The sequence below is a fragment of the Halomonas maura genome (assembly GCF_030409305.1).
Taxonomy (GTDB): Bacteria; Pseudomonadota; Gammaproteobacteria; order Pseudomonadales; family Halomonadaceae; genus Halomonas; species Halomonas maura.
The window spans coordinates 189,629-208,627 of record NZ_JAUFPQ010000009.1; the positions used below are offsets into that span (position 1 = coordinate 189,629).

The 18,999-nt window shown below is 55.9% G+C and carries 17 protein-coding genes; all 17 read left to right on the forward strand.

Annotation, left to right across the window (positions count from 1 at the left end; genetic code table 11):
• Positions 1–86 precede the first annotated feature (86 nt).
• Positions 87–1,004, forward strand: coding sequence for a sulfate adenylyltransferase subunit CysD (cysD, locus tag QWY76_RS02945; protein WP_290309615.1), 918 nt, complete (start codon positions 87–89; stop codon positions 1,002–1,004).
• A 41-nt stretch (positions 1,005–1,045) separates the two neighbouring features.
• Positions 1,046–1,399: a four helix bundle protein gene (locus QWY76_RS02950; protein WP_290309616.1), complete on the forward strand. Its 354-nt coding sequence runs from the start codon at positions 1,046–1,048 to the stop codon at positions 1,397–1,399.
• Between the two features lie 90 nt (positions 1,400–1,489).
• A complete protein-coding gene (gene cysN / locus QWY76_RS02955; protein WP_290309617.1) occupies positions 1,490–2,893 on the forward strand; it encodes a sulfate adenylyltransferase subunit CysN in 1,404 nt (467 codons plus the stop codon).
• 36 nt (positions 2,894–2,929) lie between these two features.
• Entirely contained in the window at positions 2,930–3,619 is a 690-nt protein-coding gene (locus QWY76_RS02960) for a sulfotransferase family 2 domain-containing protein (RefSeq protein ID WP_290309618.1), read from the forward strand.
• Between the two features lie 34 nt (positions 3,620–3,653).
• The gene (locus QWY76_RS02965; RefSeq protein ID WP_290309619.1) at positions 3,654–4,685 is read left to right on the forward strand and encodes a glycosyltransferase family 4 protein; all 1,032 of its coding nucleotides are present in this window, start codon (positions 3,654–3,656) and stop codon (positions 4,683–4,685) included.
• A 1-nt stretch (position 4,686) separates the two neighbouring features.
• Complete coding sequence (locus QWY76_RS02970) at positions 4,687–5,367, forward strand: sulfotransferase family 2 domain-containing protein (protein WP_290309620.1); 681 nt, start codon at positions 4,687–4,689, stop codon at positions 5,365–5,367.
• Between the two features lie 10 nt (positions 5,368–5,377).
• The gene (locus QWY76_RS02975) at positions 5,378–6,592 is read left to right on the forward strand and encodes a hypothetical protein (RefSeq protein ID WP_290309621.1); all 1,215 of its coding nucleotides are present in this window, start codon (positions 5,378–5,380) and stop codon (positions 6,590–6,592) included.
• A 2-nt stretch (positions 6,593–6,594) separates the two neighbouring features.
• Positions 6,595–7,590, forward strand: coding sequence for a glycosyltransferase (locus QWY76_RS02980; protein WP_290309622.1), 996 nt, complete (start codon positions 6,595–6,597; stop codon positions 7,588–7,590).
• A gap of 50 nt (positions 7,591–7,640) precedes the next feature.
• A complete protein-coding gene (locus QWY76_RS02985) occupies positions 7,641–9,044 on the forward strand; it encodes a mannose-1-phosphate guanylyltransferase/mannose-6-phosphate isomerase (RefSeq protein WP_290309623.1) in 1,404 nt (467 codons plus the stop codon).
• An 8-nt stretch (positions 9,045–9,052) separates the two neighbouring features.
• Positions 9,053–9,739: an adenylyl-sulfate kinase gene (gene cysC, locus QWY76_RS02990; RefSeq protein ID WP_290309624.1), complete on the forward strand. Its 687-nt coding sequence runs from the start codon at positions 9,053–9,055 to the stop codon at positions 9,737–9,739.
• A 60-nt stretch (positions 9,740–9,799) separates the two neighbouring features.
• Positions 9,800–11,206 carry an undecaprenyl-phosphate glucose phosphotransferase gene (locus tag QWY76_RS02995; RefSeq protein WP_290309625.1) on the forward strand — a complete coding sequence of 469 codons (1,407 nt, stop codon included), beginning with the start codon at positions 9,800–9,802 and terminating at the stop codon, positions 11,204–11,206.
• Complete coding sequence (locus tag QWY76_RS03000) at positions 11,196–11,582, forward strand: VanZ family protein (RefSeq protein WP_290309626.1); 387 nt, start codon at positions 11,196–11,198, stop codon at positions 11,580–11,582. The genes QWY76_RS02995 and QWY76_RS03000 overlap by 11 nt, the downstream gene beginning before the upstream one ends.
• A gap of 195 nt (positions 11,583–11,777) precedes the next feature.
• Positions 11,778–12,794 (forward strand): UDP-glucose 4-epimerase GalE, encoded by a 1,017-nt coding sequence (gene galE, locus QWY76_RS03005; RefSeq protein ID WP_290309627.1) that lies wholly within the window; start codon positions 11,778–11,780, stop codon positions 12,792–12,794.
• A 273-nt stretch (positions 12,795–13,067) separates the two neighbouring features.
• On the forward strand, positions 13,068–14,456 hold the full coding sequence (locus QWY76_RS03010) for a phosphomannomutase/phosphoglucomutase (protein WP_290309628.1): 1,389 nt from the start codon (positions 13,068–13,070) through the stop codon (positions 14,454–14,456).
• Between the two features lie 89 nt (positions 14,457–14,545).
• Positions 14,546–15,436: a UTP--glucose-1-phosphate uridylyltransferase gene (locus QWY76_RS03015; protein WP_290309629.1), complete on the forward strand. Its 891-nt coding sequence runs from the start codon at positions 14,546–14,548 to the stop codon at positions 15,434–15,436.
• 180 nt (positions 15,437–15,616) lie between these two features.
• Entirely contained in the window at positions 15,617–16,957 is a 1,341-nt protein-coding gene (locus QWY76_RS03020; RefSeq protein ID WP_290309630.1) for a UDP-glucose dehydrogenase family protein, read from the forward strand.
• 166 nt (positions 16,958–17,123) lie between these two features.
• A complete protein-coding gene (gene pgi, locus QWY76_RS03025; protein ID WP_290309631.1) occupies positions 17,124–18,800 on the forward strand; it encodes a glucose-6-phosphate isomerase in 1,677 nt (558 codons plus the stop codon).
• Positions 18,801–18,999 lie beyond the last annotated feature (199 nt).

An 18,999-nucleotide genomic window follows, 5' to 3' on the forward strand; every position in this document is an offset into this window, starting at 1 on the left:
AGGTGTTTCTTATCTCTTCAGCCGCGAAGCGGCGTCTTCCTTCTTCTCTCTGATCGCCGATACATCCACTTTTTGAGGTCACTGTTATGCCTGAATTATCTGCAGAACGCCAAACTCATCTAAAACAACTCGAAGCCGAGTCGATCCACATTATCCGTGAGGTGGCCGCTGAATTCTCCAACCCGGTGATGATGTACTCAATCGGTAAGGACTCCTCGGTTATGCTGCATCTGGCGCGCAAGGCCTTCTACCCGGGTACGCCGCCGTTCCCGCTGATGCATGTCAATACCACCTGGAAGTTCCGCGAGATGATCGAGTTTCGCGACCGCATGGCCGCGGAAGCCGGGATGGACCTCATCGAGCACATCAACGAGGAAGGGCGCGAGGCCAACATCAACCCCTTCGACCATGGCAGCGCCAAGTATACCGATATCATGAAGACCGCGGCGCTCAAGCAGGCGCTGGATAAGTACGGCTTCGACGCCGCCTTCGGCGGTGCGCGCCGTGATGAGGAAGCCTCGCGGGCCAAGGAGCGCGTCTACTCGTTCCGCGACAAGCACCACCGCTGGGACCCCAAGAATCAGCGACCGGAGCTTTGGAGTGTCTACAACGCCAAGGTCAACAAGGGCGAGTCGATCCGTGTCTTCCCGCTCTCCAACTGGACCGAGTTGGATATCTGGCAGTACATCTACCTCGAATCGATCCCCATCGTGCCCCTGTATTTCTCCGCACCGCGCCCAGTCGTTGAGCGCGACGGCATGCAGATCATGGTCGACGATGAGCGCCTGCCCCTCGAAGAGGGCGAGGAGCCCGAAGAGAAGTGGGTCCGTTTCCGCACACTCGGCTGCTACCCGCTGACCGGCGCCGTGGAATCCAAGGCCGCGACCCTTCCCGAGATCATCCAGGAGATGCTGCTCACCCGCACCAGCGAACGCTCCGGCCGCGCCATCGACCACGACCAGGCCGGCTCCATGGAGAAGAAGAAGCGCGAAGGGTACTTCTAAGCTACGGGCTACGACTGCGAGAAGCCAGCTGGAGAGGCGTGATGCGGCATGAGCAAATGGAAGTTTGGCAGCGTAGTAAGTGCCTATGTGTCGAGGTGTATCGCGAGTTGAAGAACTTGCGTGATTTCGGCTTCAAGGACCAGATCACTCGTTCTGCTCTGTCGATTCCCAGCAACCTTGCCGAGGGTTTCGAGCGTTATACCGAACGTGAAAAGTTCAGGTTCGTCTCTATCGCCAAAGGGTCGTGCGGTGAGTTTGCAACTCAGGCCCTGATCGGCATTGAAGTTGGTTATATTTCCGAAGCCGTTGGTCAGCGCTGGCGACAGGAGGCGATGACCTTGTCTCGTATGCTTGGTTCCTTGCTCAAAACTCTCACAGATCACCCTCGAACCTAATCAGTGAACATGAAGAGAGCACGGCCTGCTCGTAGCCCGAGGCCCGGAGCTCGCAGCGCTCGTGCTCTTCACCAAGATGGAGAAATTACTGTGTCACATGCATCCGCGATGATCTCGGAAGACATCGAAACATATCTGAAAGAGCACGAGCAGAAAGACCTTCTCCGCTTCATCACCTGTGGCAGCGTCGACGACGGCAAGTCGACCCTGATCGGCCGTCTGCTGCACGACTCCAAGATGATCTACGAGGATCAACTGGCCGCCATCACTCAGGCCTCGAAGACCAGCGGCACCACCGGCGACGCCGTGGACCTGGCGCTGCTGGTCGATGGGCTGCAGTCCGAGCGGGAGCAGGGCATCACCATCGATGTGGCTTACCGCTTCTTCTCCACCGATAAGCGCAAGTTCATCATTGCCGATACCCCCGGACACGAGCAGTACACCCGCAACATGGCTACCGGTGCTTCCACGGCGAGCCTGGCGGTGATCCTGATCGACGCGCGCCATGGCGTACAGACCCAGACGCGTCGGCATAGCTATATCGCCGACCTGCTGGGCATCCAGCACCTGGTGATCGCTGTTAACAAGATGGATCTGGTCGATTACAGCCAGGCGCGTTTCGAGGAAATCGTTGCCGAGTACCAGAGCTTCGCCGAGAACCTCAAGGCCCGGGATATCCGCTTCGTTCCGCTATCGGCGCTGGAAGGCGATAACGTCGTCAACGAAAGCGCCAGGATGTCCTGGTTCCATGGTGAGGCGCTTCTCTCGCTGCTGGAGACCGTCGAGATCGCTCACGACAGCAATCTCTCCGACCTGCGCCTGCCAGTCCAGTACGTCAACCGCCCCAACCTCGACTTCCGCGGCTACTGCGGCACGCTGGCGGCGGGAATCCTGCGACCCGGCCAGTCCGTCAAGGCACTGCCGTCGAACAAGGTCTCCAATGTCTCGCGCATCGTCACCTTCGACGGCGACCTGGAGGTGGCCTATCCCGGCCAGGCGATCACCGTGACCTTGGAGGACGAGATCGATATCTCCCGAGGTGACTGGATTGTCGCTGAAGACGCCGAGGTACCGCTTTCAAACGCCTTCAATGCCGATATCGTGTGGATGCACGAAATTCCGCTGGAACCAGGTCGTCTCTATGACTTCAAGCTGGCCACACGGGATCTTTCTGGGCAGATCCTATCCATCGACTATCAGGTTGACGTGAACACCTTGGCGCACAAGGACGCTGAACGCTTGGAACTCAATGCCATTGGTCGTTGCCAGGTGGAGTTGACTGTCGAAGTGCCGGTGGACGATTACCGCCACAGTCCAGGCACCGGTAGCTTCATCGTCATCGATCGACTTAGCAACGTCACCGTGGGCGCTGGCATGATCCGTGGTGTGGCCCAAGGAAGCGGGCAGCTAACCGGGAAGACTGACTGGGCAGCTTTTGAGAATGATTTTCAGGAGCTAATTAAAAAGCACTTTCCTCGCTGGTGGGATAATTAATCAAGTCGATGAAATAATTTCTTATCGGAGGTGTGTGTGATCATTAAAGAAAAAAATTGCATCTTTGTTCATATCCCAAAAAATGCAGGACAAGCAATCGAGAGTGAAATTTTGCAAGAGTTGGGTGAAAAGTGGAGCACAAGAGAAAAGTTTTTGTTAAGAAAAAATGATAACCCATCAATGGGGCCGCCTAGGCTCGCTCATCTATACGCGAGTGAATACCTTGAAAAAGGATATGTTGATGAGGAGTATTTCAAAGGAGCATATAAGTTTGCCGTAGTAAGGAATCCATATGCGCGGTTAGTGTCAGAATATCGATACCGCGCGTATTTGTGTTCTTTTGAAACATTTGTGAAGAAAAAGATGTTAAAAGTAAGAGATAATTATGATAACGGAAAAGACTTAAGGCGGCACTTAGAGCCGCAAGTTAAGTATATTTTTGACAGTGATGGAAACAAAATCGTGGATGATGTTTTTAAGTTGGAAGAGTTGAAGAAAGTTGAAAGCATCTTTTTGGGCAAGCTGGGAATGAAGGGGGGTACAATAAAGAAAAAAAACGAGACTGGCGAAGTTCCAGCCCTAAGCATTGGAAGAGTTCGTCATCTTGTCTTTAAGATGATTTATGACAAGGGTGGAGATTATAAAAAATATTACAACGAAGAAACAAGAAAGGTGGTAAGCGATGTGTATTCCTGCGATTTAAAAGAGTTTCAATATAGTTATTGATTCACTGCTTTTAAATTTTAAGTCAAGGTGTAGCATGAGCAACGCTGAAGAAAGTAAAGTCGCATTTTTGTACCAGACTAGCTTTGCATATAAGAAGGGAGGTATACAACAACACATAGAAGCAATACGGAAAAGGTTAAATAACTCGTATTGCATTACGGCAAAGGAAGTGTCTAGCATGCATTTCATGGGACAGTATCTTCCATACAATTTCTGGAAAAGATCCTTCAGAGAGACAATGCGAGATGTGGACACTGTTCACGCCCATGGATTTGCTAACGCATTTACATACGCGGTTTTAATCTTTCTTTTTCTGACAAAAAGAAAGAGTAACTTTAAGCTTTTATATACTCCACATGCTCATGAACTATCCACTCACCGACACCCAAAACTCCTTGGGTTGTTTGTCAAGCACGTAGCGGTGAAAGTACTAAATAGAGCAGATAAAGTAATTTGTTTAACAGATCACGAAAGAATTATGCTTGAATCATATGGGGTGCGTAAATGTTTAACAAAGGTGATACCTAATGGTCATTTGATTGATGGCCATAGAGAAGCAAAGAATCGATCTGGGAGAGGGGTTCTTTTCATAGGTAGAGATGCTCCCAATAAAAAACTTTCAACAATTAATGAGTTAGAAAATTATTTCAAGAAAAGCAAGATTAGCGTAACGGTCGTTTCCGATGTGAGGGAAGATAGAAAGGTTTCAGCATATAAGTATTTTAAGAATTTACCCCTCCAAGAACTGAAACAGCATATTCGGTCTGCGGATGTACTTGTTGTTCCATCTACATACGAATCATTTGGTTTGGTGGTTTTAGAGTCACTTGCTTGTGGTACTCCAGTGGTTGTATCCGATAAGGTCATGATAAAAGAATACATTGAAGGATATGACTTCTGTGAAGTGGCTGAAGTGGACGATTTGGAAAGTTTTTCAAGGTCAATATCCTTTTTTCTAGATATGCCAAATGATAAGTATTTTAATATATCAGAAAAAGGGATAAAGTTTGCGGATACATTCACGTGGGATAATATTGTAAATCAGCATTATAAGGATATTTACTAAAATGCAGATTGATAAAATTAGGCGGCTCGCTATAAGGTATTGGAGAAATGAAATTCCTAGCGGGATTGTATTTCCAGTAGAAAAGTTATTTGAATTTGGCACAGGCCACCCCCGATTACAATCATCAGATTATCTCTTTGTCCACGTCCCAAAGGCAGCCGGTAGTTCTATCAGTATTGCGTTATACGGAAAAAAGATACCTCATTTTAAAGCTTTAGATATTAAAAAGCACTACAGAGGATTTGATAACAAGTACAAATTTGCATTTGTTAGGCATCCTGTGGATAGAGCTGTTTCTTGTTATAATTTTCTTTCTACATTGGGGACTAGTCAAGTTTCAATACATAAACAGCATAAATATAAGAGCGTAAAGAATCTTTCGTTTGAAGAGTTTGTTGAAAAATTTATAGCAGATGAGTCTAGGGGGTATAAAGATGTTGTGTTGCGAAAGCAATCTGAGTTCTTAACAGATCTCAATGGTAATGTTTTAGTAGATGATGTTTATAAGTATGAAAAGTTTGATGCTGAGATAGCTCGTCTTTCAAGAGTTATAGGTTTTGATTTGAATGTCGGAAAGAGCAATATTTCTGACAGAAGGAGAGACATAACAGTTACGGATAATGCAAGGAGAATAATTGAGCATGTATACAAAGAAGATTTTGAATTGTTTGACTATGATTAGGTTGGAATAGATGACTAGGTTTTTGTTGGCTCTTTGTTTTTTTTTGTATCCATTTGATTCGTTGCCTTTTTTCAATGTTGGTGTCTATAGGCCGATATGGTTATTACCTGCATCAATTTCTGTTTTATTCTTCGTCAGGCGCTATGTAGATAAGCATCTCATTTTCTATTTTTTGTTTTTGCTTTACGGTTATGTCTTATCATTAATAACTGTAGGCTTTGATTTTGCAACCCTAGCTATTATCCTGCTTTCTTTTTTGTCAGTTTATGCTTTCTTTTATTTTTTTAAAAATGAGGCGGCGTTGTTTGGGGTAGAGTGCTTTTATAATTACAAGTTGCCACGTTATGTTATGGTTGGAAGCCTTGCCCCAACAGCTATAGGTGCCATGTATATTGTGAGCCCCTCCTTAGGTGAAGTGATAGAAGCTATGTTCAGTCATAGAGATTACCTAACCAGGATGCAACTTGTGTCAGGTGAGCCTTCATGGGCAGCTAAGTACATAATAATTTGGATGGCAGCATCATATTATCTATTTAAAAGCAAAGCTCTGATTGTATTTTCAAATTCTCTCTTTGTTGTTTTTATTTTGTTCACCGGCTCATCGCTAGGGATGATACTAGCATTTATTTTCTTTCTTTATAAGTATAGGAGAAACGCACTCTCAATTCTGCTGATGGTTTTTTCTGCTCTTGTTTTAGCATTATTGGTGAGCAGGCTTGGATTGCTTGGCGATTATGCAAGCAATAGAGTGTCTAATTTGTATAGTATGGCCGCAGCCCCATTAGAATATATCTCACAGACGTCTGATAGATCATTGCTTATTCGTGTAGTGAGTCCAATGGTGGGTTTTTTTATGTTCGTCCAAAGTTTGGGGTTAGGGTTTGGGATTGAAAGCAGTGAAGTCGTTTATGGAGAGGTGCTTCGACAAGTTTTTTCATTTTTTTCAATATCGATGGACTATGAGTACTTTATGTCAGGTGGTGTTTCTACGAAAAATATATATTTAAAAATAATTGGTGAGTTTGGTGCTGTTGGTCTGGTAGGGATCATTTGGATTTTGTCTAAAGCTTGGTTCATGAAAGCTGGCTTTGGAAAAGACTTTGTGGTTGTAAGTCTTCTTCTAGGTTTGAACTCAGATGGTTATGCTTACTTCCCTTTTCTTGTTTCATTAGCACTTCTCTTTTCTTCCTCAACTTATAATCGTGGTATTATCAAAAGGAGATGATTTTGGAGCTTTCCATTCTTATTCCGGTTTATAACGAACGAGAGTTTCTCAGGGATTGTCTTGAAAGCATTCTTGGGAACGAGTGGGATTTTAATTCTACTGAAATAATTATAATTGATGGTGAGAGCGATGATGGGACTCTCAGTACAATAGAGGATTTGCTCGTTCAGCATCCTTTTATAAAGGTGTTAAACAACCCAGAGCGCTTCCAAGTTTATGGCCTCAATGCGGCCCTATCAACAATCTCTTCTAATTACGTTATTAGATGCGATGCACATGCTATTTACCCAAATGATTATATACCATCTTTAATAAGTGTGTTGAGAGAGAATCCTGATATTGGTAATGTGGGAAGGCCTGTAAAAACTATTACTCACATGGCCAATGCTCATCAGAAAGCAATTGAAGCTGCGATGGGGTCCAAAATTGGTGTTGGTGTTTCTCACCGATCTAAAGAAGTAAAAGTAATAACCGATGTAGACACAGTGCTTTTTGGGGCCTGGCGCGGTGATATCTTTGAAAAAGTTGGTCTGTTTGATATAAATTTCATAAGGGGGCAGGATTATGAACATAACATTAGGATTAGAAAATCAGGTTACCGCGTTGTTCAAGTTCCTGGCCAGCCAATATTGTATTATACAAGGCCAAGTTTGAAGAAGGGTGCAAAGAAAATATTTCAGTATGCGGCAGCAAAGGTGCAAGTGATTAAGAAATATAGGCATTTTCCAAATTATCGTTCTTTAATGCCTTTTTTCTTTTTTTCTTTTTTGTTGTCTTTGATGTTGTATAGTTTGCCAGTGTTCGCGCTGGTTTTTTTAATGTACTCTGTTTCTGTTTTTGTGTTTGGCTTGTTGGAGCGAAAGGGGGTCTGGTTTAGTGTTTTGTTCTGCATGTCAGTAATTGCTATTCATGTAAGTCATGCGGCTGGTTTCGTGTATGGGGGCTATAAGTTCTTTGTTTTTAATGTGAGTTCGATTAAGTTTGGTCATACTCGTTAGCTTATGGGGTTCTTTTACCTTAGTGTTAATTTTCTTAGATGGAGTGCAAAATGATCTTGCCTGTAATAATTGCTGGTGGTAGTGGTTCACGACTTTGGCCTTTATCCCGTAAACTGCGTCCTAAGCAGTTTCTACCGCTTTATGGCGATCACACAATGCTCCAGCAGACGCTCTTTCGCCTTGAGGGTCTGGAGAAACAAGCGCCCATCGTGATATGCAATGAGGAGCATCGCTTCCTGGTTGCCGAGCAATTGCGCCGGATCGGCACCGAGGGCTGGAGAATCCTGCTCGAACCCGTCGGGCGCAATACCGCGCCGGCCATCGCCCTGTCGGCGATCGCTGCCACCCAGGAAGACGAGGATCCCCTGCTGTTGGTGCTGGCTGCCGATCACCTGATTCAGGATGTCGAACGCTTTCATGCCAGCATCGAGCAGGCCATTCCGCTCGCTGAACAGGACTACCTAGTGACCTTCGGGGTGGTGCCGTCGCATGCCGAGACCGGCTATGGCTATATCCATCAGGGGCAGGAACTGGGGCAGGGTTTCAAGGTCAAGCGCTTCGTCGAGAAGCCGGATGCCGATACCGCCGCCACCTACCTGGCGAGTGGCGAGTACCTGTGGAACAGCGGCATGTTCCTGTTCCGGGCGAGTCGTTATCTTGAGGAGCTGGAGCAACATCAGCCGGCGATGCTCGAGGCCTGCCGTGCCGCCATGGCCGACACCGCTAATGATCTGGACTTCACGCGGCTCGATGCCGAGGCCTTTGCCCGCTGCCCAGAGGACTCTGTCGACTACGCGGTGATGGAAAAGACCGAAATGGCTGCGGTGGTGCCGCTGGATGCGCGCTGGAGCGATATCGGCTCCTGGTCATCATTATGGGACGTCAGCGATAAGTGCGATGCTGGCAACAGCTGCCATGGCGACGTGCTGCACGAGAATACCCGCAATACCCTGGTAAGGGCGGACAGCCGCTTAGTGGCCACGGTGGGCATCGAGAACCTGGTGATTGTGGAGACCAAGGATGCCGTGCTGGTGGCACACAAGGACAAGGCCCAAGACGTCAAGAAGGTTGTTCAGCGACTGAAGGACGAGCGGCGCTCCGAGTTCGAGAATCATCGAGAGGTCTACCGCCCTTGGGGGATCTATGACTCCGTGGACAATGGTGAGCGCTACCAGGTCAAACGGATCACCGTCAAGCCGGGCGCAAAGCTGTCGGTGCAGATGCACCATCACCGCGCAGAGCACTGGATCGTGGTCTCCGGCACGGCAGAGGTGACCAACGGTGAAAAGACCTATCTGGTGAGCGAGAACGAGTCTACCTATATCCCCATCGGCCAGGTCCATGCACTTAAGAACCCCGGCGTAATACCGCTGGAACTGATCGAAGTGCAATCCGGCTCTTATCTGGGTGAGGATGATATCGTGCGACTCAAGGATAACTACGGGCGCGCTTGATATCGCTGATGAAGGTAGTGGTTGAAAGCAAAGTCTCGACTTATATCTTCCTTCTTCCTTCTTCCTTCTTCTGTCTTAAAGCTTTAACGAGGGATCGTATTATGTCGTCCAATACCGTCTGGCATGCCCACAAGGTATGCCGGGAAAGTCGTGAGGTACTGAATAGTCACAAGGCTTGTCTGCTGTGGTTCACCGGGTTGAGCGGCTCGGGTAAGTCCACGATTGCTGGGTTGGTGGAAGAGAAGCTCCACGAAATGGGCAAGCGCACCTATTTGTTGGATGGTGATAATGTTCGCAAGGGCATGAATCGGGACTTGGGTTTTACCGACTCCGATCGTGTCGAGAATATCCGCCGCATCGGCGAGATGTCTCGGCTGTTTGTGGATGCGGGCATCATCACCCTGTCGGCGTTCATCTCGCCGTTTCGCTCCGAGCGTCGCAGTGTGCGTGAACTGATGACGGAAGGCGATTTCATCGAGGTATTTGTCGACTCACCGCTGGCCACTTGCGAGCAGCGCGATCCCAAGGGGCTGTACCAGCGTGCGCGTCAGGGCGAGATCCGAAACTTCACGGGAATCGACTCTCCTTATGAATCACCCGAGAAGCCCGAGATTCATGTGATCAATAACGGCATCACGCCGGAGGAGGCGGCCAATGCCGTCATCGACTACCTGGTAACGCACGGCTATATCTAATCAAGATTTTCTGCCTACCATTAACAATAAGCTGCAACTCAGGTTGCAAAGGTGCTGACAATGGAAATGACAGTAACTCGCGGTAGAACCCGCAGCCTTTCGCATCATCGCTGGTTGATCAGTTTCACCTCTCGACTGGCGGATATCTCATCGACCCTGCTGGCTGGGTATGCAGCCTATTTCGGCTATTTTTCAGATTTGCATCCCACTGAACAGTATCTCTGGGGCATGATTGTCGGGGCTCTGCTAGTTGCCGCCGTGTTGCCCAACCTGGGGATCTATCGCACTTGGCGTGGGCGCCTGCTGAGTCCGCTTTTGTTCAAGCTGATGATGGGATATGCCATTGTCGGTGTGATCTGCACCAGCCTGCTTTATCTCAGTGGGTTGGGAGATAACTTCTCGCGTGTGTGGCTGATTGCCTGGTTTGTATTGGCGTTCATGGGTTCATTGACGGCTCGCGCCATGACGTATCCGGTGATCAACCGCTTTCGCCTGCAGGGTCGCAATCGCCGTCAGGTGGTGCTGGTAGGGGATGCTCACTCCTGTGCCACGGCGGCCGAGCACCTGCATAAGGAACCGACCGCCGGCTTCGATATCGGCAAGATCTATCTCGTTGGCCAGGATACCATGAGCGAGCTGGCCGACATGCATTTGACGTGGGAGGCTTATTCCGCAGGGCAAATACATGATATTGATACCGATGAGGTATGGATCTGCTTGCCGATCTCCCGGGGTAGCCAGGTCAAGGAAATCATCGCCGACCTCGGCCTGACTGCGGCCAATGTGCGCTTCATGCCCGATATGCGTGATTTCCGGTTGATCAATCATGATATCTGCAATGTGGCCAGCCTGTATCTGCTCAATATGAGCTGTTCCCCGATCTCTGGTTCGGCGCGGTGGCTCAAGGCGGTCGAGGACAGAATCATTTCTTCGGTCATCCTGCTGATGATCTCGCCGATCATGCTGGCACTGGCGATCGGCGTGAAGCTGTCGTCGCCGGGGCCCGTGTTCTATCGCCAGGAGCGAGTGAGCTGGAACGGCAAGCCGTTCAATATGCTCAAGTTCCGCTCCATGCCGGTGGACTCCGAAAAGAGCGGTGTTCAGTGGGGTGGTTCGCAGAAGAAGACCACCACCAAGTTCGGTGCCTTCATCCGCAAGACCAGCCTCGACGAACTGCCCCAGTTCATCAACGTGCTGTTGGGTGATATGTCGATCGTCGGGCCGCGCCCCGAGCGGACGGTGTTTGTCGATCACTTCAAGCATGAGATTCCCGGTTACATGCAGAAGCACCTGATGAAGGCCGGCATCACCGGTTGGGCGCAGATCAATGGCTGGCGAGGTGATACCGACCTGGAGAAGCGGATCGAATGTGATCTCTGGTACATCGAGCACTGGTCGGTGATGCTGGACTTCAAGATCATCTTCCTGACGATCTTCAAGGGCTTCATCAACAAGAATGCCTACTGACACGCCCGCCAATCGCTGGCCATTGTGGTTGCTTGGCCTGGCGCTGCTGACGTTCCTCGCCGGTGGCCTGATCCCCGGGGCGCTGCGGGCCGCCATCGAGCAGCGCCTGCACCTGCCGTTTGCCGTACCGCCGGTGGCCCATTTCCTCCTCAGTGGCGCGATGGCCGCCGGCCTGCGCTGGTGCCGGCCGTGCTGGCCACTGGCGGTGGTGCTCATGGTGGTGCTAACCATTGGCGGCCTGGCGGAACTCGCCCAGGTGTGGGTGCCGGGGCGGCAGCCGAGCTGGGGCGATCTGGGGCTCGATGTGGCGGGGGCGTTAGCAGGGCTAGTGGCCGCGGCATCGGCCAGACGCCTGGGGGCATTCATCGCCCGATGAACCGGGCGCCTCTGGCCGCCATGATTTGGGTTCCTGAAGCCAAGTGGCAATGCATTTGCTGTACCTTCACTAGAGTGTTTGGCCCGACGGAACGGTCCTTGAGGGGCTTTTGTAGTCTTCATTTAATAAAGGATGAGCCTTGGCGCATGCGCTGTTGTCTGGGCTCACCGCATATACGCAAGGGAAAATAGGGATATGTCGATTCTGGTTACCGGTGGCGCGGGCTATATCGGCTCGCATGCCGTGGTCGAGCTGCTGGAGGCGGGGCACCAGGTGGTGGTGCTGGACAACCTCTGCAATGGCTCAAGGCAGGCGCTGCAGCGGGTGGAGGCCATCACCGGCAAGTCGGTACAGTTCGTCGAGGGGGATGTGCGGGATCGCGCCTTGCTGGATAGGCTCTTCGCCGATCATGCCATCGAGGCGGTGATCCACTTCGCCGGCCTCAAGGCGGTGGGCCAGAGCGTGCACGAACCGCTGGCCTACTACGACAACAACGTGCATGGCTCGCTGGTGTTGTGCCAGGCCATGGCGGCGGCAGGGGTGTTCAAGTTCGTGTTCAGCTCTTCGGCCACCGTCTATGGGCCGGATGCGCCTGTGCCCTACGTCGAGGACATGCCGCGCGGGCGCACCTCCAACCCCTATGGCACCACCAAGGCCATGGTCGAGCAGCTGCTCGAGGACCTGTGCCAGGCGGACGAGCGCTGGTCGGTGGCACTGCTGCGCTACTTCAATCCCATAGGGGCGCATCCCTCGGGGCTGATCGGTGAGGATCCCCGGGGCATCCCCAACAACCTGATGCCGTTCATCGCCCAGGTGGCGGTGGGGCGCCGCCCGGAGCTGTCGATCTTCGGCAACGATTACCCCACCGATGACGGCACCTGCGTGCGCGACTACCTGCACGTGGTGGACCTGGCCGTGGGGCACCTCCAGTCCCTGGCGAGTCTCGCCACCCCCGGGGTGCATATCTACAACCTGGGCACTGGCCAGGGGTACTCGGTGCTACAGATGGTCGAGTCGTTCCAGCATGAGACCGGCCAGCCGGTGCCGTACCGCTTCGCGCCGCGCCGCGATGGCGACCTGGCGGCGTTCTGGGCCGATGCCGGCAAGGCCGAGCGGGAGCTGGGCTGGCGTGCCGAGAAGGGCCTGGCCGAGATGATGGCCGATACCTGGCGCTGGCAGCAGAAGAACCCGCAGGGGTATGGGGAAGGTTGAAGGCGGAAGAGGGAAGAGGGAAGAGGGAAGAGGGAAGAGGGAAGAGGGAAGAGGGAAGAGGGAAGAGGGAAGAGGGAAGAGGGAAGAGGGAAGAGGGAAGAGCTATTTGCGAAACGGGATCCCGTATCCCCCTAAAGGTGTGAGCGCCTGCCGATGAGGGCCCGGCCCCCCACTCCAGACTCCACTCTCCTCACCCCTTACGCCACTCCGTTTTCCCTGCCTACTCATACCAGTCGAACCGCTTTCGCAGCATCCATCATGGAGGAAGGACACATGGAACCAATTCCGGCATCGATCTTTCGGGCCTATGACATCCGTGGCATCGTCGGCGATACGCTGCGCCCGGCGTGGGTGGAGCTGATCGGCCGCGCCATCGGCTCGGAGGCCGCGGCGCGTGGCGAGGCGACGGTCATCGTCGCCCGCGATGGGCGCCTCTCCGGCGAGGAAATGTGTGCGGCGCTGGTGCGCGGCCTGCGCGCGGCGGGCCGCGACGTCATCGACATCGGCATGGTGCCCACGCCCACGCTCTACTTCGCCGCCAAGACGCTGGAAGGCACCGATTCGGGCGTGATGGTCACCGGCAGCCACAATCCGGCCGACTACAACGGCTTCAAGACGGTGCTGGCCGGGGAGTCGCTCTCCGGCGAGGCGATCACCGCGCTCTATCAGCGGATCCTGGACAGCGACTTCGTTGCCGCCGAAGACGCGGGCGGCTATCGCCAGCTCGACGTCCGTGAGGCCTACCTCTCGCGCATCCTCGACGACGTCAAGCCGGCCCGTCCGCTGCGGGTGGCGATCGACTGCGGCAACGGCGTGACCGGCGAGCTCGCGCCGCAGCTGTTCGAGCGGTTGGGCTGCGAGCTGACCTCGCTGTACACCGAGATCGACGGCACCTTCCCCAACCACCATCCGGACCCGGGCAAGCCCGAGAACCTCGAGGACCTGATCCGTTGCGTGAAGGAAGGCCGCGCCGACCTGGGGCTGGCCTTCGATGGCGATGGCGACCGGGTGGGGGTGATCACCTCGAGTGGCGCGCTGATCTATCCGGACCGGCTGATGATGGCCTTCGCCGAGGACCTGCTGTCGCGCAACCCGGGCGCGCGCATCCTCTTCGACGTCAAGTGCACCGGCAACCTGGCCAAGGTGATCGAGGGCGCCGGCGGCGTGCCCGAGATGTACCGCACCGGCCACTCGCTGATCAAGGCGCGCATGAAGGAAAGCGGGGCGCTGCTGGCCGGCGAGATGAGCGGGCATATCTTCTTCACCGAGCGCTGGCTCGGCTTCGATGACGGCCTCTATGCCGCGGCACGCCTGGTCGAGGTGCTGGCCAGCCAGGACCTCGATGCCGACGCCTTCTTCGAGCGCTACCCCCAGGACGTCAGCACCCCCGAGGTGAACGTCTCGGTCACCGACGAGAGCAAGTTCGCGATCATCGCTCGCCTGACCGAGGGCGACTTCGGCGGCGGCACGCTCAACACCCTGGATGGCGTGCGCGTCGACTATGACGACGGCTGGGGCCTGTGCCGCGCCTCCAATACCTCGCCGGTGCTGGTGCTGCGCTTCGAGGGCAAGGACGCGTCGGCCATGTCGCGGATCCGCGAGCGCTTCGTCGCCAACCTCACCGAGGCGATGGGTGAGGCCCCGGCGCTGTCCGCCCACTAGGAGCACCGGACCGCCTGCTTCATACGATCCCCCCGGCCGTGCCATTGGCGCGGCCGGGATGAATGTGAACCCGATTGGAGTCTTTTTACATGAATCCCTTACGCAAGGTCGTGATCCCGGTGGCTGGCTTCGGCACTCGCCTGTTGCCCATCAGCAAGTCGATTCCCAAGGAGATGGTGCCGGTGGTCGACCGGCCGCTGATCCAGCACGTGGTCGAGGAGGCGCTGGCCGCCGGCCTCAATGAGGTGATCCTGGTCACCCGCAGCGGCAAGTCGGCGGTGGAGGATCACTTCGATACCCACTTCGAACTGGAGGCGAGCCTGGAGGCCAAGGGCAAGCAGGCGTTGCTCGACGAACTGCGCGCCATTGCGCCGCCGGAGCTCAAGCTGACCACCATCCGCCAGCCCCAGGCGCTGGGCCTGGGCCATGCCGTGCATTGTGCGGCGCACCTGATCGAGGAGGGCGAGCCGTTCGGGGTGATCCTGCCCGATGTGCTGGTCAAGCCTCAGCCCGGCGAGTCGGCCGTGGATCTGGGCGACATGGCCACGCAATGGCGGGAGACCCTGCGGGCCCAGATCATGGTCGAGGCGGTGCCGCAGGCGGAGGTGCAGAGCTATGGCATCGTCGACTGTGGCGGCGACGAGCCGGGAGCCGGCGCGTCGATGACGATGGCCGGGGTGGTGGAGAAACCTGCCCCGGAGGAAGCACCGTCGCGTCTGTCGGTGATCGGCCGCTATATCCTGCCGTATCGGGTGATGACGCTGCTCGAGGATCTGCCGCCCGGGGCCGGGGGAGAGATCCAGCTCACCGATGCCATCGAGCGGTTGATCCAGGAGACCGGTGACGTGGATGCCTTCCGCATGCGCGGCCGCTCCTTCGACTGCGGCCAGATCGCCGGCTGGCTGCAGGCCAACGCGGTGCTGGGCAGAGAGGCCGGCTACGGTGAGAATCTCAGCGAGCCTGCCGAGGCAACCGCCTGATCGCTTCCTCGCGGAGGTGAACACGGCTGCTGGCCGGTGCAGAGTGCCGTTACTCGGCCGGCCAGTTGAAATACGTGAAAGATCCAATCCGCTGGCCCGTCGGTTGCATTACCGTCGGGCCAGCGGCAAGAGAGGGATCTCCATGAAGATGATCAGTAAACTGACTGCAGGAGTAGGGGTATGAAGATCACCATCTTCGGTACGGGCTACGTGGGCCTGGTGACGGGCACCTGCCTGGCCGATGTGGGCCACGATGTGCTGTGCATGGACGTAGATGCCGACAAGGTCGCTCGGCTACGTGATGGTGAGATCCCCATCTACGAGCCCGGCCTGGATGCCATGGTGCGCCATAACGTGGAGGGCGGGCGCCTGCAGTTCACCACCGATGCCCAGCATGCGGTGGCCTTCGGTAGCCTGCAGTTCATCGCCGTTGGCACGCCCCCGGACGAGGACGGCAGCGCCGATCTCCAGTATGTACTGGCGGTGGCCAGGACCATCGGCGAGCACATGGACGAGTACAAGGTGGTCGTCGACAAGTCCACCGTGCCGGTGGGCACCGCCGACCGGGTGCGCGAGACGGTGGCCGCGGCACTGGTGGAGCGCGGCCTGTCGCTCGAGTTCGATGTGTGCTCCAACCCCGAATTCCTCAAGGAAGGTGCGGCCATCGAGGACTTCACCAAGGGCTCGCGGATCGTGGTGGGCACCGATGCCGAGCGCGTCAAGGAACTGATGCGCGAGTGCTATGCCCCCTATAACCGCAACCATGAAAAGCTGATGTTCATGGATGTGCGCGCCGCCGAGCTGACCAAGTACGCGGCCAACGCCATGCTGGCCACCAAGATCAGCTTCATGAACGAGATCGCCAACCTGGCGGAGCGCCTGGGCGCGGACGTGGAGCAGGTGCGTCGTGGCATCGGCAGCGACCCGCGCATCGGCTACCACTTCATCTATCCCGGTTGTGGCTATGGTGGCTCCTGTTTCCCCAAGGACGTCCAGGCGCTGGCGCGCACCGCCGGCGAGGTGGATTATCCTGCTGAGCTACTCACCGCGGTGGAGACGGTCAACAACCGTCAGAAGGGCACCCTCTATGCCAAGCTTGAGCAGGCCTTCGACGGCGACCTGAACGGCAAGACCATCGCCCTGTGGGGCCTGGCCTTCAAGCCCAACACCGACGACATGCGCGATGCCCCCAGTCGCGCCCTGATGGAGGCGCTGTGGGCGGCCGGTGCCAAGGTGCAGGCCTTCGACCCCGAGGCCATGAAGGAGTGCCGGCGGATCTATGGCGAACGCGATGACCTGGTGCTGGTGGCCGACCGCATCCAGTCGGTGAAGGGCGCCGATGCGCTGGTCATCTGCACCGAATGGAAGGAGTTCCGCACCGTCGACTTCGCCTGGCTGAAGCAGCAGCTGGCCATGCCGGTGGTGATCGACGGCCGCAACCTCTACGAGCCCGCCGCCGTCAAGCAGGCCGGGCTGCTGTACTACGCCGTCGGCCGTGGCGACTCCTTGATGGCGGTGTGATTCCGCCGTCAGGGGGCATCCTCCATCGTGCGGACGGTAGTAACTCTCGCGCAGGGAGGCGAGGTGGATGCGGTAATGACGGACTGAGCGGTGTTACAGGGCCATGAGGGTGACTCGTAGCCGCTCAGCGAATCGATCTGGAAGCTTCGTGATCAAGGGAATGGACATGAACGAACAGACTGTGTCGCCACGCGAGCGCATCGGCGAATCACAGGGATGGCATGAACGTTTGGCCGGCAAGGCCGAGGCGTTGCAAACGACCCCGCTGGCCATGTGGCTCCATGATGGCTCCCGGCTGTGCCGGGCGCGGGCCGAGGCCTTGAGTTGGCGGTGGGGGCCGCTGTCGCTGGACGCCAGCAAGCAGCGCCTGGATCAGGAGGCACTGCAGCTGCTGGTCGACTGGGCCGAGAGCCGGGAGCTCCATCGCTGGCGCAAGGCGCTGTTTGCCGGGGAGATCGTCAATCCGTCCGAAGGCCGCCCTGCCTGGCATGCCGCCTCGCGCTGGCGGGGGGAGTCCCCTCCGCCGAGTGGCAGTGAAGCGGCCGTTGCCGAGGCGCAGGCGCAGCGCCGCCGGATGTCGGCACTCGTGGAGCACATCCGGGCCGGACGCTGGCAGGGAGCGACCGGCCGGCCGATCCGTCACCTGGTGCATATCGGCGTGGGCGGTTCCGATCTCGGGCCACGGCTGGTCAGCGAAGCCCTGGCCGAAGAAGGGGACGCTGGCGCCATCGAGGTGCATTTCGTCTCGAGCATGGACGGGGGCCAGCTGCTGCCGCTGATGGAACGCCTGGACCCGGCGGCCACGCTGCTGGTCGTGGCTTCCAAGTCCTTCACGACCGTGGATACGAGTTTCAACCTGCACACGGCCCTGGCCTGGCTGGAAGCCTCGCTGGAGACCGGTGAGGCCGAGATTCGACGCCATCAGCTGATCGGCGTTTCCGCCTATCCCGAGCGCATGACGGCGTTCGGCATTCCCGAAGCGCACCAGCTGACCTTCAGTGAAGGCGTCGGCGGACGGTTTTCGCTGTGGTCCGCCATCGGGGTGAGCCTGGCGGTACGGATCGGTATGCCGGCCTTCGAAGGGTTGCTGGAAGGGGCCCATGCCATGGATCGGCACTTCCTGGAAGCACCCAGCCGCGACAACCTGCCCGTGCTGAGCGCCGTGATCGGTGCCTGGAACAGCCAGTTTCTGGGCATTCCCAGCCATGCCATCCTGCCCTACGACAGTCGCCTGGCCTCGCTTCCGGCGTACCTGCAGCAGCTGGAAATGGAGTCCAACGGCAAGAGCTGTACTCGGGATGGACTGCCGGTGGAGAGCGCGACCTGCCCCATCCTGTGGGGCGAGGTCGGCCCCAATGCCCAGCACGTCTTCTACCAGCTGTTGCATCAAGGCAGCCATACCGTCAGCGCCGAGCTGTTGGCGGTCGCCCATCGGCATGGCTCCCGGGGCGGTCGCCTCGGTGCATGCCTGCGGGATCAGCAGCGCCTGACGCTGGCCAACTGCCTGGCTCAGTCGCAGTTGCTGGCGCTCGGCGATGAGGCGATTCCCTCATCCTTGCAAGGCTTTCTCTCGCAGGGATATCGGGGCAATCAGCCGCACTCCGTGCTGGTGATGGAATCGCTGACGCCCGAGGCCCTGGGGAGCCTGTTGGCGCTCTACGAGCACAAGGTGTTCGTGCAGTCCCTGCTGTGGGGGCTCAACCCCTTCGACCAGCCAGGCGTCGAGCTGGGCAAACGCCTGGCCAGCTCACTCTATCGACGTCTCGGCGGCGAGGCGGTCGCGCCGGAGGAGGCCGTTGTCGATGTCGCGACCGAGCGCTGGGTGTCTCGGCTGACCGGCTAGGGGCTAAGGCGACGCGGCAGCCTGCCGGGCCGACCCGGCCATGGCCGAGCGGGAGCCGGGCGGGAAGGCCCGGCGCGACCTGGCGGCCAGGATGGCGGATGCCTGGTGCGGGCAGCAGCGCAACCCCGAGAACTACCCGCAAGGTTGATTTCCCGTCGCCACCCCCCCTAGATACGACGACGCCCGGCTCAGTGCTCTG

Excerpts from the sequence above, each read along its gene's own strand:
- QWY76_RS02975 (WP_290309621.1), top strand. The coding sequence starts at position 5,378 with ATGACTAGGTTTTTGTTGGCTCTTTGTTTTTTTTTGTATCCATTTGAT.
- QWY76_RS02995 (WP_290309625.1), top strand. The coding sequence starts at position 9,800 with ATGGAAATGACAGTAACTCGCGGTAGAACCCGCAGCCTTTCGCATCAT.
- QWY76_RS03010 (WP_290309628.1), top strand. The coding sequence starts at position 13,068 with ATGGAACCAATTCCGGCATCGATCTTTCGGGCCTATGACATCCGTGGC.
- pgi (WP_290309631.1), top strand. The coding sequence starts at position 17,124 with ATGAACGAACAGACTGTGTCGCCACGCGAGCGCATCGGCGAATCACAG.
- QWY76_RS03000 (WP_290309626.1), top strand. The coding sequence starts at position 11,196 with ATGCCTACTGACACGCCCGCCAATCGCTGGCCATTGTGGTTGCTTGGC.
- QWY76_RS03020 (WP_290309630.1), top strand. The coding sequence starts at position 15,617 with ATGAAGATCACCATCTTCGGTACGGGCTACGTGGGCCTGGTGACGGGC.
- QWY76_RS02950 (WP_290309616.1), top strand. The coding sequence starts at position 1,046 with ATGCGGCATGAGCAAATGGAAGTTTGGCAGCGTAGTAAGTGCCTATGT.
- QWY76_RS02970 (WP_290309620.1), top strand. The coding sequence starts at position 4,687 with ATGCAGATTGATAAAATTAGGCGGCTCGCTATAAGGTATTGGAGAAAT.
- galE (WP_290309627.1), top strand. The coding sequence starts at position 11,778 with ATGTCGATTCTGGTTACCGGTGGCGCGGGCTATATCGGCTCGCATGCC.
- QWY76_RS02965 (WP_290309619.1), top strand. The coding sequence starts at position 3,654 with ATGAGCAACGCTGAAGAAAGTAAAGTCGCATTTTTGTACCAGACTAGC.
- QWY76_RS03015 (WP_290309629.1), top strand. The coding sequence starts at position 14,546 with ATGAATCCCTTACGCAAGGTCGTGATCCCGGTGGCTGGCTTCGGCACT.
- QWY76_RS02985 (WP_290309623.1), top strand. The coding sequence starts at position 7,641 with ATGATCTTGCCTGTAATAATTGCTGGTGGTAGTGGTTCACGACTTTGG.
- cysC (WP_290309624.1), top strand. The coding sequence starts at position 9,053 with ATGAAGGTAGTGGTTGAAAGCAAAGTCTCGACTTATATCTTCCTTCTT.
- cysD (WP_290309615.1), top strand. The coding sequence starts at position 87 with ATGCCTGAATTATCTGCAGAACGCCAAACTCATCTAAAACAACTCGAA.